Annotated in this window: 18 protein-coding genes and 2 pseudogenes; 8 read left to right on the top strand and 12 right to left on the bottom strand. The window is 70.9% G+C overall.

Going from position 1 to position 13,298, the window contains the following annotated elements; all coding sequences use genetic code 11:
• Positions 1-163: 163 nt before the first annotated feature.
• From IAG42_RS19060 to IAG42_RS19080, 5 genes are all read right to left on the bottom strand, one after another.
• On the bottom strand, positions 164-682 hold the full coding sequence (locus IAG42_RS19060) for a DUF5994 family protein (protein WP_223206071.1): 519 nt from the start codon (positions 680-682) through the stop codon (positions 164-166).
• A 114-nt stretch (positions 683-796) separates the two neighbouring features.
• Positions 797-985, bottom strand: coding sequence for a hypothetical protein (locus tag IAG42_RS19065; RefSeq protein WP_188338180.1), 189 nt, complete (start codon positions 983-985; stop codon positions 797-799).
• A gap of 4 nt (positions 986-989) precedes the next feature.
• Entirely contained in the window at positions 990-1,484 is a 495-nt protein-coding gene (locus tag IAG42_RS19070; protein ID WP_188338181.1) for a DUF5994 family protein, read from the bottom strand.
• 146 nt (positions 1,485-1,630) lie between these two features.
• A complete protein-coding gene (locus IAG42_RS19075; protein ID WP_188338182.1) occupies positions 1,631-2,857 on the bottom strand; it encodes a PP2C family protein-serine/threonine phosphatase in 1,227 nt (408 codons plus the stop codon).
• A 123-nt stretch (positions 2,858-2,980) separates the two neighbouring features.
• Positions 2,981-3,247, bottom strand: coding sequence for a hypothetical protein (locus IAG42_RS19080; protein WP_188338183.1), 267 nt, complete (start codon positions 3,245-3,247; stop codon positions 2,981-2,983).
• A gap of 325 nt (positions 3,248-3,572) precedes the next feature.
• On the opposite strand from IAG42_RS19080, the gene IAG42_RS19085 reads away from it, so the two are divergent.
• From IAG42_RS19085 to IAG42_RS19095, 3 genes and pseudogenes are all read left to right on the top strand, one after another.
• Positions 3,573-4,070, top strand: a complete 498-nt coding sequence (locus IAG42_RS19085; protein WP_188338184.1) for a DUF5994 family protein — start codon at positions 3,573-3,575, stop codon at positions 4,068-4,070.
• Positions 4,071-4,083: 13 nt separating this feature from the next.
• Positions 4,084-4,520: pseudogene (locus tag IAG42_RS19090) on the top strand (aldo/keto reductase); the annotation flags it as partial.
• A 158-nt stretch (positions 4,521-4,678) separates the two neighbouring features.
• On the top strand, positions 4,679-5,449 hold the full coding sequence (locus IAG42_RS19095) for a cysteine--tRNA ligase (RefSeq protein WP_188338185.1): 771 nt from the start codon (positions 4,679-4,681) through the stop codon (positions 5,447-5,449).
• Between the two features lie 171 nt (positions 5,450-5,620).
• On the opposite strand, the gene IAG42_RS19100 is transcribed toward IAG42_RS19095, so the two are convergent.
• Genes IAG42_RS19100 through IAG42_RS19110 form a run of 3 tightly spaced genes read right to left on the bottom strand, consistent with a single transcriptional unit; the run spans position 5,621 to position 6,685 of the window.
• Positions 5,621-5,893: a hypothetical protein gene (locus tag IAG42_RS19100; RefSeq protein ID WP_188338186.1), complete on the bottom strand. Its 273-nt coding sequence runs from the start codon at positions 5,891-5,893 to the stop codon at positions 5,621-5,623.
• Positions 5,894-5,916: 23 nt separating this feature from the next.
• Positions 5,917-6,126 (bottom strand): hypothetical protein, encoded by a 210-nt coding sequence (locus IAG42_RS19105; protein WP_188338187.1) that lies wholly within the window; start codon positions 6,124-6,126, stop codon positions 5,917-5,919.
• Between the two features lie 4 nt (positions 6,127-6,130).
• Positions 6,131-6,685 (bottom strand): DUF5994 family protein, encoded by a 555-nt coding sequence (locus IAG42_RS19110; RefSeq protein WP_188338188.1) that lies wholly within the window; start codon positions 6,683-6,685, stop codon positions 6,131-6,133.
• A gap of 226 nt (positions 6,686-6,911) precedes the next feature.
• Between IAG42_RS19110 and IAG42_RS19115 the strand changes: the two genes are divergently transcribed.
• The 4 genes and pseudogenes from IAG42_RS19115 to IAG42_RS19125 all read left to right on the top strand — a co-directional run bounded on the left by IAG42_RS19115 (position 6,912) and on the right by IAG42_RS19125 (position 8,556).
• The gene (locus IAG42_RS19115) at positions 6,912-7,268 is read left to right on the top strand and encodes a PRC-barrel domain-containing protein (protein ID WP_188338189.1); all 357 of its coding nucleotides are present in this window, start codon (positions 6,912-6,914) and stop codon (positions 7,266-7,268) included.
• 30 nt (positions 7,269-7,298) lie between these two features.
• A complete protein-coding gene (locus tag IAG42_RS19120; RefSeq protein ID WP_188338190.1) occupies positions 7,299-7,469 on the top strand; it encodes a hypothetical protein in 171 nt (56 codons plus the stop codon).
• A 63-nt stretch (positions 7,470-7,532) separates the two neighbouring features.
• Positions 7,533-7,670, top strand: a pseudogene (locus tag IAG42_RS38050) (IMP dehydrogenase); the annotation flags it as partial.
• 34 nt (positions 7,671-7,704) lie between these two features.
• Entirely contained in the window at positions 7,705-8,556 is an 852-nt protein-coding gene (locus IAG42_RS19125) for an aldo/keto reductase (protein WP_188338191.1), read from the top strand.
• Between the two features lie 158 nt (positions 8,557-8,714).
• On the opposite strand, the gene IAG42_RS19130 is transcribed toward IAG42_RS19125, so the two are convergent.
• Positions 8,715-9,377, bottom strand: a complete 663-nt coding sequence (locus IAG42_RS19130) for a hypothetical protein (RefSeq protein WP_223206072.1) — start codon at positions 9,375-9,377, stop codon at positions 8,715-8,717.
• Positions 9,378-9,415: 38 nt separating this feature from the next.
• On the opposite strand from IAG42_RS19130, the gene IAG42_RS19135 reads away from it, so the two are divergent.
• A complete protein-coding gene (locus IAG42_RS19135) occupies positions 9,416-11,278 on the top strand; it encodes a toll/interleukin-1 receptor domain-containing protein (RefSeq protein WP_188338192.1) in 1,863 nt (620 codons plus the stop codon).
• 116 nt (positions 11,279-11,394) lie between these two features.
• On the opposite strand, the gene IAG42_RS19140 is transcribed toward IAG42_RS19135, so the two are convergent.
• The 3 genes from IAG42_RS19140 to IAG42_RS19150 all read right to left on the bottom strand — a co-directional run bounded on the left by IAG42_RS19140 (position 11,395) and on the right by IAG42_RS19150 (position 13,139).
• A complete protein-coding gene (locus tag IAG42_RS19140; RefSeq protein ID WP_394811224.1) occupies positions 11,395-12,225 on the bottom strand; it encodes a protein kinase family protein in 831 nt (276 codons plus the stop codon).
• Positions 12,226-12,300: 75 nt separating this feature from the next.
• The gene (locus IAG42_RS19145; protein ID WP_188338193.1) at positions 12,301-12,747 is read right to left on the bottom strand and encodes a glycine-rich domain-containing protein; all 447 of its coding nucleotides are present in this window, start codon (positions 12,745-12,747) and stop codon (positions 12,301-12,303) included.
• The gene (locus IAG42_RS19150) at positions 12,744-13,139 is read right to left on the bottom strand and encodes a hypothetical protein (RefSeq protein WP_188338194.1); all 396 of its coding nucleotides are present in this window, start codon (positions 13,137-13,139) and stop codon (positions 12,744-12,746) included. Before IAG42_RS19150 ends, IAG42_RS19145 begins: the two co-directional genes overlap by 4 nt.
• Positions 13,140-13,298 lie beyond the last annotated feature (159 nt).

Raw genomic sequence — 13,298 nt, forward strand, 5'->3', positions numbered from 1 at the left:
TTCGGGCGTGATCGTCACCGGTTGGTTTGCTGTTTTGCCTGGTCAGAGCGCGGTAGTGGGGCGGCGTCAGCCGGTGTCGCCGGGGCTCGGGGTGCGGGTCGGCTCCCAGATGGCTCCCAGGACGGGAAACCCCGGCAAGCAGGGGCGGGCACTTTCCTGGGCGTCAGGTCCCTACGGGGGCAGGTCCGCCTTCCGACTCCCATGCGGCTTCTCCGTCGACGCCGTTCTCGGTGAGTGCCAGGAGGCGTGGGGCGGACAGCGGGTTCTCGGGGTCTGCGGCGGCTCGCAGCAGGCGAGTGGCCGTGCCGGGCGGCTCGTCGGGTGGGATCACGAGCAGTTCCCAGCGCCCCAGTGAGCCGCAGTCCACGGTGATCGCGTGTTCTTCCGTGGCGAGGAGGGTCTCGGCCACCGCGATCACCTGATGGGGTGCCATGACGGTCCCCGGGGCGTCGGGCCAGGACGCGGCGTCCACGGTGACTCCGGTGACGGCGCCCGCGTCCGGGTTCAACATGCCGACGAGTGCGGGCAGTTCGAGTTCCAGCGCGTCGCAGCGCGGCCACCACGCCCCGTCCAGCGGACCGTGGCTGGCTTCGGGCGTGAGCTTGAGTCGGGGCAGCGGCATCTCGTACGCGTCGATGCCGTCGGGTGGCGTGACCCGGTCGGGCGCTGTGCTGTCATCCATTGTCGTGATCCCGTCCCGGACGGCTCCCAGCTGCCCGCATCGGTCATTCATCAAGACCGGGCCGCTCTTGCGGCCTGCCTGAATGCTCCCTGTGTCCACCAATTTACGCTCGGTTCACGCGGTGTGCTCCGGGTCCTTCGCCGCTCGGTTCCGGCGACGCCCGCGGCGGCCGAGGCCGGGCAGTGGGGCACTGAAGCGATACGACGTCATCCGGACGGCGTGCTGGGCATTCAGCAGGTGGATCAGGACCACGCCGATGATGATCATGGCTGCGATCACCGCGAGGGCGACGAGGGTCTCCATGGGGTCACCTCCACATGCTGCGCGGCAGCGGGAGCACGCGTGCCCCGACGACGGGGCTGAGCGGCGCAGATGGCTTGAGCCCCTCTTGTGCGGCGGTTCCCCGGGTGCCGTGTCTGTCCGTGATCTCGGTGCCGGGGACCGAGGCCATCATGAGGTCTGCCGACGCGGCCGCGGTCTCGGGCGGCACCACCAGGAGGTCGCACCGGCCGAGGCCGTAGGAGCGCAGGACGATGAGGTCGGGGTCCTGTCCGGTGAACCAGGCGAGGTGAACGGTGTGGCCCATGGCGATGATCTCGCGAGGGCCCCTGTGCCAGCGTGCGGGGCCGACAGTGATGCGGGTGACGGGCCCGCAGCGTTCCTCCATGGCGTCCACCAGAGCCGGCAGTTCGGTGGCGAGGTCACGTGAGAACGGCCACCAGGCGCCGTCCAGCAGGCCGGGCAGGGGACGCCTCCTCGTGAGGGTGAGGCGCGCCGGGCGGGAGGGAGTGGTTGCGGTCATGAGGTCGGCCTGTCCCTGGGGCGTCGACCGAGCGGCCCAGCGTCGTGAGCGCCGGGAACGGCGTCGGCATGGGTGCAGGTGCGCGAATTACTCCCGGTGTCTTCACCGTACTCCGGCCTGCGGCCGATCGGGTGTTTCGAGCCGGGCTACTTCTCGCCGTCGAGGGCGGGGCCGCGCCATTCCAGGAGGACGAGCGTGGCATCGTCGGTCGTGGTGTCGTCCCGGGCTTGCATGAGGGTGTGGGACAGGTCGCGTGCGACTTCGCGGACGCCCCGTTCGGCGCGGTCCAGTCGGTGGATCCAGGTGATCAGCTGTTCCTCGCCGAACTCCTTCTGCCCGTTCGCGTGTTCCTCGACCAGTCCGTCGCTGAAGCACAGGATGCGATCACCTGGTTCGAGTCCGCGTTCGTTGACCTCGGGCTGTGCCCCGCCGAAGCCGACGGGGAGGGTCGTGGGGCCTTCGAGGCGGCCGATGACGTGATGGTCGCGGATCAGCAGGGGCGCGGGGTGGCCGGCGTTGACCCACTGGAGCCGGCCTGTGTCGGTGTCCAGCTGCATCATCTGGGCGGTGACGAAGTGGTCCGGGGCGAATTGTTCGGCGATCGCCTCGTCCATGAAGCGATAGATCTTCTCCAGCTCGACGCTGGTCCGGCGGGCGTGCCGGTAGGCGCCGATGGCGACCGTGGCCATGGTGGCCGCGTCCAGGCCGTGGCCCATCGCGTCGATCATGGCGAGGTGCAGGAACGGGCCGTTCAGGGTGTAGTCGAAACTGTCGCCCGCCACGTCGTAGGCCGGCTCCAGCACTCCGGCGACGGCCACCTGCGGCATGGTCATGGCCAGCGGCGGCAGCAGCGCCCACTGGATCTCGGCGGCGACGCTCATCGGTTCGCTGCGGCGGGTGCGGAAGAACTGATCGGTGTAGCCGTCCTTGGTCCTCACCAGGCCGGCGACCAAGGCCGCGAGCCTGCGCAGTACGCGGCGGTCGTCGTCGGTGACACGGTCCAGCGTGAGCGCCAGGACGCCGGCCGTTGCGCCACCGTCCAGCAGCGGCAGGTACACGCGTACGCCGTCGGGCAGCGCCACCTCGACGGGGCGGGAAGTGAGGAAGCACCGACCGGCCTCGGAACGTTCGATGGGCAGCGGCGCGCCGTTCGCCAGTCCCCCGCCGGGATGAGGGATCAGCGTTCGCTGCCCGTAGTCCTGGAGCAGCAGCTGCGTGTCACGGCCGCCCAACCGGACAACCGTCGCGGCGACCAACGGCCCGACCTGGTCAGGGTGCAGTTCGTGCGCACGGTCGAGGAACCCGCCCAGCAGGGCCTCCCCGAAGCTCTCCGCGCGCTCGGCCTCCCGGTGCGTGTGCCGTCCGGCGGTCATCCTGGACCTCCCAACGGGACGAGCCGACAACGTGCCCGCAATCGTGGCAGCGGGCAGCCGGCGCCGCTTCCAGGATGCCCCTCGGCGAACCCGCCCGCCATCTGCCCCGGTGGCGGGCCGGTGTCAGGGCTCCTCGGAGTGCGGGCCCGTCCCGTGGGAGGGCCTGCTGGTGGCCAGCCAGGAACGGGCCGGCTCGGCAAGGTGCGTGGTGTCGACCGTGAGGTGGAGCCGGGTGCCTCCGCCGGGCGCGGGGTAGCTGCGCTGCTCCCCACCTGCGAAGCAGCGCCGGAGCACCTCCGCCACCGCCCGCGCGGCATCAGGGGTGGCTGCGACGATACGGACTTCGGCGTGCCCCGGCGTCGGCAGGGCCTCTGGGTCGTTGGGGGCCAAGGCAGAACCGTCCTTTCGCCCAGAGCGCTCCCCGTGGGGCGGAAGCGATCTCGGAGGGATCTCGGAGGGAGGATCTCGGAAAGACATCGGCAAGGGGGAGCCGATCGACAGGCTCGCCCGTACCCCCCCACCGTACGTCCCACCGTCCCGTCGAGGCCGACAGAAGCGGTCCGCGAGCCGCCCGCCCGCGCCCCCGAACAGCGCGGACGCAGCGGTGCCCGGAGTACGGTGAAAGGACGGGGAGTCCGTCGACGGTCGCCTCGCCACCTGCCGTGGCGTCGCTCCGGCACAGGGAGACGGACCCTCGTGGACAGGTGGTTCAGCCATGACAGACGCAGGTATTCCCCCCACGCCCCAGCTCCTGCTGCCGGACGCCATCCACAAAGCGGTCGGGCCCGGCACGGCGTTGCTCCGGCTGGAGACGAAGCGGTCCCGGCAGGGAATTCTCGACGGGGCCTGGTGGCCTCGTACCCGGGACGTCGAGCAGGAGATCCCGCCGCTCGTCACCGCGCTGACCCGGCACCTCGGCCCGATCACCCGCGTCGGTCTGGACGCCTCGGCCTGGAACGACATCCCGACCCGTGTGACCGTCGAGGGCCGGATCGTGCACCTCGACTCCTTCCCCGTGGGGGACGACACCGCGCTGATCACCCGGGGCGACGAGGACCACTTCGCCCTGATGGTCGTCCCGCCCGGCACACCCCCGGACGCCGCCCGCACGGCCATGGCCCGCGCGGTACGCGCCGACAACGTCACCGATGCGGCCGAGATCCTCGTCGCCGCGATCCCCCAGGCCGGCGGCGAAGGCGTGGAGACGGGCTGACGCGGCGCGGGACTTCCACCCCGGCCGGCTGGTGGACCTGATCGTCAACAACGAGATCACCCCGGCCGTGAACCAGATCGAGACCCACCCCTTCAGCGCGCCGACTACCAGACCCTGATGCGCGAGCACGGCGTGCAGATCCAGTCCTGGGCCTGCTTCGCCGAGGGCAGGAACGACCTGTTCACCAACCCGCTGCTGGCCGAGATCGGCAAGGAACACGGCAAGTCGGTCGCCCGGGCCGTCCTGCGCCGGCTGACCCAGCGCGGCGTCGTGGCCATCCCCAAGTCCGTGCGCGCCGAGCGTATGGCGGAGAACTTCGACGTCCTCGACTTCCGGCTCACCGACGAGCAGATGGCCCGGATCGCCACGCTCGGCACCGGAGGCTCTCTCTTCTTCGACCACCGCGACCCCGAGATAGTCGCCTGGCTCGCGGGACGCCGTCTCGACAGCTACCGCCGCGCGCGCAGAGCGGCGGGGTGCGGCGGGGTGCGGCGGTGGCGCCGAACGAGTGGACTCCTCGACGCGGGGACGGGCGGGTCGGGCCGCGTCACGGCCATCCGGTCCGGTCCTCCCCGGTACCGGCGCTCCGCACGGCTAACCTCCGCATCATGCTGCGTATCGTGGACACCCGTACCGGCCACCTCGTGGAGATTCCCCCCGTACGCCGCCATCTGCTGAGCATCTGCGTCCACCTGCCGGCCGACGAGGCCGGGACCGGCACGACGGACCTGCGGACGCTCCTCGTCGGTGACGTACTGGCCCGCACGGCGGAGCTGCACGGTCTGCAGACCCGCACGTTCCTCACCGCACCGGACCTGCCGGGGGAGCAGGCCCGGGCGCTCGACCGCGCCATGTCCGACCTCGGCATCCACCCGCCCGCCGCCGGCGCCCATCCTCCGGCCGCGGCGCCCGGCGCCGCTGCCGACGTACACGTCCACGCGTACGGGACCCCGCCGGCGGACATGGCCGGCGGGGTCCTCGTCGAGGTGGGCCGCGGCTCCGCGGACGCCGTCGTGCCGGAGGGGACCGATCCGCTGGCGGTGCGGCTGCTGATGCTCCGCCACGCCTACCGCGCGCCGGTCGAGGTCACCGGCGCGGAGCTCGAAGAGGCGCGGCGGATGCTGGAGCACTGGCGGCAGTCGGTGGCCGACTGGGCGCAGGAGCCGTCCAGGCCGGTCCCCGCCGAGGTGCTGCGGGACGCCCGTGCGGCGTTGGCCGATGATCTCGGCGTCCCCGCCGTCCTGGACGCTCTGGCCACCATGGCGACGCGCGAGGACGTACCGGCCGGCGCCAAGTTCGAGACGTTCGCCCTTCTCGACCGCGTCCTCGGACTGGACCTCGCACGCGAGGTGGGCCACCAGCACCGGGCGGCGACCTGACGTCGCGTGCGCGGGCCGCACGGCGCCGGTCGTCACAACGGCCCCAGCGCATTCACTCCGCCGAGGCCGCCCTTCCGGATCGTCACACGTGAGCGTGCTCGATCCATGTCCCATGCTACGCCTGCGGGCCGGACCGGCAGAGGGAGAACGAGGGCCGTCCGGCGGTCCGGCTCAGCCGCGTGCCTCCTCCTCGGCTTCCATGCGGCGGATCCCCTGATGGGTGAGGGAGACCATCGCAGGGGTGTTGCCCGGTTCCCAGTCGACGGTGATCAGGTCCTCGCCGGCGAGGTAGGTGCAGGCGGCGGCCAGGTCCTCCTCCGGGATGCGCAGGTCGTTGCGGAGCTTACGGCCGGGGACTCCGAGGAGTCGGTTGCCTTCGGTGGCTTCGTAGAGCGCGGTCAGGACCCGGGTGCGGTAGTCCTGCCGCTCGCGCAGTGTCGCCATGGCCGGGTCCTTTCCCGAGCCGGTCAGGGCCACGTGTCCGTGACCTTTGGCCGGGTGGCCCGCCCCGTCGGCGTGTGCCGGCCGTGGCCGGGCGGTCGGTGGATGGGCGGGTAGGGGTCGCTGAACCGGTGGGCGGCGATGCGCGCGTCGTGCTGGGCGTTGAGCCGGTGGATCAGGCGTGTGCCGAGCACGATCAGCAGGGCGACCGCCGCGAGGGCGATCAGGGTCTCCATGACGTCACCGCCCCGGGGTCCCCGGCAGGGGGATCATCCGCCGGCCGATGACCGGGTGCCGCTGCGGTGGCGGGTCGGAGCCGCCGTCGGTCTCCCAGGCTTCCTCGCCGCTCCGGGCCTCCCGCATACGACGGCTGGTCGCGGCCTCGTCGGACAGCAGGGCCCCGGCGGTCAGGATGCTGCCGGGGAGGGCGGCGGCGGCCATGAGCCGGGCGGCCGCGGCGGGTTCGGTCTCGGGCGGGATCACGAGCAGGTCGCAGCGGCCGACGGTGTAGGAGAGCAGGATCGTCTTGTCGGGATCCAGCTCGGTGAACCAGCCGACGTGCACGAGGTGACCGGTGGCGGGAACCTTGTGAGGGATGACGGGCCAGTGGCTGGGGTTCACCATGACACGGGTGATGCGCCCGAACTGCCCCTCCAACGCGTCGGCCAGCGGCGGGAGTTCAGCGGTGAGGTCACGCGAACGGGGCCACCAGGCGCCGTCCAGGAGGCCGGCGAGTGTGGTCTTGGGCGTCAGCGACAGACGTGTCGGACGCGGGGGTGCGACGATGGTGGTCATGATCGCGGACCCGTCCCCGGGCCGCCCCGCAGGACGACCCAGTGTAGTGATCGCCGGAAACGACGTCCGCGTGGGAGCGGGTGTTCGAGTTACTCCCGGTGTCTCCAGGGTACTCCGGTCGGTGAGCTTGCGGGGCAGGACTGCGGGCGCGCGGAGTACCGTGAGACCACGGCGGGACTCGCCGGCCATGGCCGCCCCGACAGGCGGCACACCGTCAGGAGTCGGCATGATCCAGATGGCAGACATCCGTGAGTGGAGAACCCACGACGTGGTGGACGCGCGGGGCCACAGGATCGGTGAGCTGGAATCGGTCTACGTCGACACCAGCACCGACGAGCCGGCCATGGCCACGGTCCGCATCGGTCTGCCCACCCGGCACCGTCTGGTGTTCGTCCCCCTGGACGGCGCGACGGCCGGGCCGGGCTATGTGAAGGTCGCCCACGACAAGGCGCTGGTGAAGCAGTGCCCTTCGATCGGCAGCGACGACGTGCTTCCCGCCGAGGCCGAGGAGGCGGTCTTCCGCCACTACGACCTCCCCTACAAGCCCGGGGCGAACGGCGAACGCCAGCTGGCCCGCCGCTGAGCTCCCCGACCGACCGAGGGGGCAGCCCACATGACGCTCTTCCTGGCCCTGATCATCATCGCGCTCGTGCTGGGCCTCATCGGTGCCACCGCCGACGGACTCCTCTTCCTGCTGATCATCGGCATCGCACTGTTCGCGGCGGACCTCATCTACATCACCCTGCGCATGCGCCACTCGGCCCACCACCGTCCGATCCGCTGACCCGGCCCCCCCCGCGAGTCCCCCGTTCCGGCGCGGGGGACTCAGCCCAGAGGGACGCGGCGGCGGCTGCTGCCCGACGTCCTGGACGGCACCATCGCCCCCGGCCGCGTCTTCGACCGGACCTGCACCCTCGACGAGACCCCGGACGCATACCGGGCCATGGCCGACCGGCAGGCTCTCAAGGCCCTCATCCGCTTCTGACTCCAACTCGCCCGCACCACAAAGGACTTCCCTCATGCAGTACGTGACTCTGAACAACGGCGTCGAGATGCCGCTCCTCGGCTTCGGCGTCTACCAGATCCCCGCCGAGGACACGGAACGTGCCGTGTCCGAAGCCCTCGCGGCCGGGTACCGGCTCCTCGACACAGCTGCCGCGTACGGCAACGAGGAAGCTGTCGGCCGGGCCATCCGGTCCAGCGGCATCCCGCGCGAGGACCTGTTCGTCACCACCAAGTTGTGGGTCCAGGACGCCCCCGCGCAGGACAACGCCCGGCGCGCCTTCGAGACGTCCCTGACCAAGCTGGGCCTGGACCACCTCGATCTGTACCTGATGCACCAGCCCTACGGCGACGTCTACGGCCAGTGGCGCGCCATGGAAGCCCTCAACCGCGAAGGCGCGGCCAAGGCGATCGGCGTCGCCAACTTCTACCCCGACCGCCTGCTCGACCTGATCATCAACAACGAGATCACCCCGCAGGTCAACCAGATCGAGACCCACCCCTTCTTCCAGCGCGCCGACTACCAGACCCTCATGCGCGAGCACGGCGTGCAGATCCAGTCCTGGGGCGGCTTCGCCGAAGGCAAGAACGACCTGTTCACCAACCCGCTGCTCGCCGGGATCGGCAAGGAGCACGGCAAGTCGGTCGCCCAGGTCGTCCTGCGCTGGCTGACCCAGCGCGGTGTCATCGCCATCCCCAAGTCCGTGCGCGCCGACCGCATGGCCGAGAACATCGACGTCTTCGACTTCCAGCTCACCGACCAGGAGATGGCCCGGATCGCCACGCTCGACACCGGGAGCTCCCTCTTCTTCGACCACCACGACCCCGAGATGGTCGCCTGGCTCGCGGGGCGCCGGCTCGACAGTTGACCGCCACGCATGCGCAGCGGGCGGGGTGTGGTGGCACCGGACGCGTGGACCCATCGACACGGGGGACGGGCGGTCGCGTCGTGTCGCGGACTGCAGCGGTGATCTCGAGCCGTCCGCATCGAGAAAGGGCGACTGCCTGAACAGCCTGGGACGTCTGTTCAGGCCGCAAGAGCCAGAAGCTTCTCTCTAATCAGCGGGGGGGGGGTGCCCTCAGAGAGCCCGTCGATGGGACGTTGGCGAGGCGGAGCCGGAAGACGCGGCGGGTGGGGTACAGGCAGGTCGATCAAGTCACCCACGCCTGCGACCTGCTGGAGGGTCCGAGCCAGGGAGCGCAGCGCCTCGCGGGTGGCTGCCAGCTGGTGGCGCAGCTCCTCGGCCTCGGGCCACTGCCGTTCGTATGTCACCGGGTCCTGGTCGGCGGGCCGCAAGGCTTCGTACGCCGCGAGCTTCGGGTGCCAGACCGTCAGCAGGGGTCGCAGCACGCGGTTCAGGGTCACCATTGCGAGTACACCGAACGTCAGGCGCCCCGGAGGCACCGGTGGCGCGACCGCCGGGCCGTGCTCATGGAGGATCCCGCGTGTGACGTCGTAGAGGGAGTAGAGCGAACTGAGCGCCTCGCGAAGAACACCCTGCTCGCGTTCCAGCGGAACCACCGCCACCCGGCTGGCCAGTTGGAAGTACAGCTGCCATGCGGCCGTGCGTTCGGCATCCGCGGGCTCCCACACGCCGGATACCTCGCCGACGAACGGAATCGTCAGCTTCGCCGTCACCTGAGCCGGTGCCCCGCGCCCACGCCGCGGTGCCTCGCCGGACTGCGTCATGATCGCCTCCCCGGATCCCCACAGTAGGGTAGGGCATCGTGTGGGACGTCTTCCTCAGTTACAGCCGCAGAGACGCCGACCTGGTCCGGCCGCTGTACCGAGCGCTCTCCGAGGCGGGACTGAAGGTGTTCACCGACGAGTCCGCTGTCGCGGGCTTCGCCGGCATCAGTGAAACCATCCGCCGGGCTCTCGCGGAGTCCCGTGTACTCCTCGCGTACTACTCCACCGGCTATCCGGAGCGCCCTGCCTGCCAATGGGAGCTGACCGCCGCGTTTCTCGCCGGGCTGAGCGAGGGCGATCCGCGGCGCAGGGTCCTGGTCGTGAACCCTGAGCCCTTCACCGACCACATCCACCCGGTGGAGCTCCGCGACACCCGGCACGGCCGGGCTGAAGAGCTCGCATCGGACATCGTCCGGCATCTGCGCCAGGTGCCGGGACCCATGCCCCTGGAGATCAAGCCACCGCAGATACACGGCGTGCTGCCGGCGGTCGTGGGTGAGTTCACCGGTCGACTTCCCGAACTGTGGTGGCTGCACAGTGCGTTGCATGCGCAGGAAGCTCCCCTGGTCACCGGCCGCACCGTGGCCAGGCCCGTGCAACTGCGCGGGATGCCCGGGATCGGCAAGACCCGGCTCGCCCGGGAGTACGCGATGCGCTTCGGAGCGGCTTTCCCTGGCGGTGTGCACTGGGCGCGGGCCGACGCGCCATGCCCGCCGGCCGGCGACCTCCTCGGCAACGGCCCCTGCCTGTACATCGTCGACGACGTGCCGTGCGGACTGCCGCCCCGCGCCGCCGCGGAGCTGGCCGCTCCGCACCCTGCCGTGCGTACCCTGCTGCTCACCCGGAGCCGGGCCTACGGAGGGCTCGGCGAGCACCTCGACCTGGAGCCGCTGCCGCAGGAGGCCGCTGCTGTGCTCGGCGGCGGATCCGACGTGGTGTACGCGGTCGGAGGGCACGCTGGGGCTCTCGCACTGCTGGGACGAGCCGTGCACGCGGGGCAGGACGCCACCAGCCTTGTGGCCGGGCTGTACGAACCGGGCCGGTCGCTGCTCGATCTCCTCGCCGGCGAGGAGATCACCGCGGACTACGTACGCGATGCGCTGACCTCTCCGGGCGAGGCCAGGGACGTGCTGCGTTGCGCGGGCGCGCGTTTCCCGCTGCCGGTGACCGAAGCAGACGCCGCGGCGGCGTTCGCCGCCGACGGACTGCGGCCGGCGGTCGCGCGCCGTCGTGCGGCGGCGGGGCTGGCCGAACTGACCGCGCGCGGCCTGCTGGAGCCCAGCCCCGGTGGCCACCGCCTGCACCCGGTGATCGACCACGCCTGGCGGCACCACGAGCCGGAACCGGCCCGGGCAGAGGTATTGCGTCGGACGGTGCTCTCCCTCCTCGGTGCCGCCACTACGCTGGGCGGGGTACCAGTCCCCGGAGGGCGGAGGGAGACCGCGCCGATGGCTATGAGTGAGGCTGAGCGGATGGCCGCCTTCGACCTTCAGGTCGAACTGGTCAGCCGGATCGGTGTGCAGCCGCTGCCCGCGGACGGCGGCAGCCTGCGCGAGGCGCTGACGTCCCTGAACAGCCTCTTCTCCTTCACCCGCGACACGCTCCACCGCTACAGCGTGGGCCTCCAGGCACCTGCCCTTGCCCCCGATTCGGTGCAGGAACTGGCGGATCGCCTGCTCAATGTCGTGCTGCGGCCCTTCACCACCGAATGGCATCCCCGACTCCTCGACTGGGAAGCCAGGCGCGCCCCGGACACTGGTCCGCTCGATCACGAACGGGCCTGGGAACAGGCGCCGGCCATGCGCGCAGCTTTGGTCGGGCTGCAGGCGCCTCTCCAAGAAGTCACTGCCGCTCTCGCTACCATCTCCGGAGCGGATTTCGGTCTCTCGGCGACGGGATGAGCCAGAGCGCATCGAAGCCCAGCGCAGGACTCGGATCTGAAGCAGACAGTGCGGGACCTGGCGGTGATGTGGCTGCCCATTACACATGGTGCACGGGGATAGGGACTGCGATGGTTTCAAGTGAGCTGAGCCAGCGCACGTAGCGCTTGAGCGGCGGTCGGCCTGTCTCCTGGTGCATGTCGAAGCATCTCGAGGACGAGTGGGCCCATCGGCCCAGGCATCGTCACAGCTCGGCGGTTGCCGGCGACGATTGCTGCCCGTTGTGCCGGCCTGGGTGCGTTGTCGGGGTAGATGACCGCTCGCTTGCCGGTGGCCGCCATGAGGAGGGTGGCGCCGAGTCCATAGATGTCGGCTGCCTGTGTCGGGATGGCCTGGTCTTCGTCGAGGACAGCGGCCGAGATCTCCGGTGCTTCGTAGTGGACGAGGCAGCCGCGGAAGGGGAAGTCGACGGTGTCGGGGACTGGCTTGCCGTGGGCGAGTGCCAGGTCGATGAGGTGGGTGCGGTCGGGACCGATGAGGAAGTGGGCGGGCTGGATGTCGCCGTGGGCCCAGCCCGCCTCGTGCAGTTCGGCCAGGGCGCCGGCGCATTCGAAGGCGGTCTGGATGTCGGGGACTGCGCCGTCTGCACGGGTGCGGGTCCACAGGTGTTGGAGGTCGGGGCCTTCGTGCCAGGGCTGGATGTTCCAGGTGCCCCGTTCCCAGTCGCCGGAAGCTACGTGCTCGGTGGCGAGGTGGGCGAGGACGGCTGCTTCCCGGCCCGGTGCGCGGGCGGTCCATGGCTGGCCCGGCCACTGGTCGGTTGCCTCGATGGGGTAGCCGAGTTTGAGGGCGTAGCGGCCTGAGCCGGTGACGATGTTCCACACCGTCGAGCCCCGGCGGTCGAGCACGAGATCGCACGATGCGATGGACAGGCCGATCATCAGGTGGTCGGGGATGGACGGCGGCACAGAGGTTCCTCTCGCGGGCCGAGCGGGCGCGCCCCCGCCGAGTGCTTGCGGGCGGGGGCGCTGTGGTGGTCGGGGTCAGGCGGCACTGCCGTAGGGGCGGCCGCAGTCCGAGTCGCACTGGGCGAGATTCTCGCCGTCGACCGTCCAGCGCGCGTCGAACACGCGGAATCCGGTGGCCTTCATCGCGTGGGCGGAGGCGGCGACCAGTTCGGGGTCACGTGCGCCGCCTCCGGGCTTGGGGTTGTGGTGCAGGAAGCGGCCGGCGAACCGGTCGCAGAGCTCGGCATACTCCTTGGTGTGGAGGATGAGGGCGTGCAGGCCCATGTCGACCTCGTCGGACGGGACCATCGGCACGGTGGCCGTCGCGGCGGTCACGAGGAAGGCGACGGCCTGGTCGGCGATCTGCTCGGCGACGTCCCGTTCGACGTGGTCGTGGAGGACGACGAAGTGGGCGAGGCTCTCGAAGAGGTCGTCGCCGGCCACGTCGCGGCCGGTCTTCAGTGCGCTGTCGGTGATGGTCATGCCTTCTCCTCGATCTCAGACGGGAAATCGGACTCGGATTCGATCTGCCGTTGGGTCCTGGACTGGTGGAGGCGGTACAGGGCGCTGAAGGCGCGGGCCGAGATCGCCAGGGCCCGCAGGTGGTCCACCGCGCCGGTGTGCCTCATGCCGTGGACGTCGAGCTGCAGGAGGTAGTGGGCGCTGCGGTACAGCGGCCGGGTGTGGGCGTTCTCGGGGACGACCCCACAGGAGACGAGATCGGCGAGCAGCCCGCGCAGCCGGACGGCCCGCTCGGTCACCGATACGGGCGGCGGAAGGGTGAGGCGGATCTGCTGGGCCCACTTCACGTCGGCGTCGACCTGCGCGACGTCGATCGGGTAGTCGCGGTGCTGATGCGGTCTGCTGGTCGTCACGGCACTCACCTATGGCTCCCTCGCCTTGTACGGGACGGGTGGTGGGGCGCCCTCCGGGAGCGCGGGGAGAGCCGATTCGAGTGGCGGCTCCCAGAGGGCGCGTTGTGTTGCGTCACCCAGTACAGGCCCGGCGGGAGCGGGGGCCCAGGAAAGTTGGGA

Source organism: Streptomyces xanthii (assembly GCF_014621695.1).
Lineage (GTDB): Bacteria > Actinomycetota > Actinomycetes > Streptomycetales > Streptomycetaceae > Streptomyces > Streptomyces xanthii.

Excerpts from the sequence above, each read along its gene's own strand:
- IAG42_RS19060 (WP_223206071.1), bottom strand. The coding sequence starts at position 682 with ATGGATGACAGCACAGCGCCCGACCGGGTCACGCCACCCGACGGCATC.
- IAG42_RS19065 (WP_188338180.1), bottom strand. The coding sequence starts at position 985 with ATGGAGACCCTCGTCGCCCTCGCGGTGATCGCAGCCATGATCATCATC.
- IAG42_RS19070 (WP_188338181.1), bottom strand. The coding sequence starts at position 1,484 with ATGACCGCAACCACTCCCTCCCGCCCGGCGCGCCTCACCCTCACGAGG.
- IAG42_RS19075 (WP_188338182.1), bottom strand. The coding sequence starts at position 2,857 with ATGACCGCCGGACGGCACACGCACCGGGAGGCCGAGCGCGCGGAGAGC.
- IAG42_RS19085 (WP_188338184.1), top strand. The coding sequence starts at position 3,573 with ATGACAGACGCAGGTATTCCCCCCACGCCCCAGCTCCTGCTGCCGGAC.
- IAG42_RS19095 (WP_188338185.1), top strand. The coding sequence starts at position 4,679 with ATGCTGCGTATCGTGGACACCCGTACCGGCCACCTCGTGGAGATTCCC.
- IAG42_RS19100 (WP_188338186.1), bottom strand. The coding sequence starts at position 5,893 with ATGGCGACACTGCGCGAGCGGCAGGACTACCGCACCCGGGTCCTGACC.
- IAG42_RS19105 (WP_188338187.1), bottom strand. The coding sequence starts at position 6,126 with ATGGAGACCCTGATCGCCCTCGCGGCGGTCGCCCTGCTGATCGTGCTC.
- IAG42_RS19110 (WP_188338188.1), bottom strand. The coding sequence starts at position 6,685 with ATGACCACCATCGTCGCACCCCCGCGTCCGACACGTCTGTCGCTGACG.
- IAG42_RS19115 (WP_188338189.1), top strand. The coding sequence starts at position 6,912 with ATGATCCAGATGGCAGACATCCGTGAGTGGAGAACCCACGACGTGGTG.
- IAG42_RS19120 (WP_188338190.1), top strand. The coding sequence starts at position 7,299 with ATGACGCTCTTCCTGGCCCTGATCATCATCGCGCTCGTGCTGGGCCTC.
- IAG42_RS19125 (WP_188338191.1), top strand. The coding sequence starts at position 7,705 with ATGCAGTACGTGACTCTGAACAACGGCGTCGAGATGCCGCTCCTCGGC.
- IAG42_RS19130 (WP_223206072.1), bottom strand. The coding sequence starts at position 9,377 with ATGACGCAGTCCGGCGAGGCACCGCGGCGTGGGCGCGGGGCACCGGCT.
- IAG42_RS19145 (WP_188338193.1), bottom strand. The coding sequence starts at position 12,747 with ATGACCATCACCGACAGCGCACTGAAGACCGGCCGCGACGTGGCCGGC.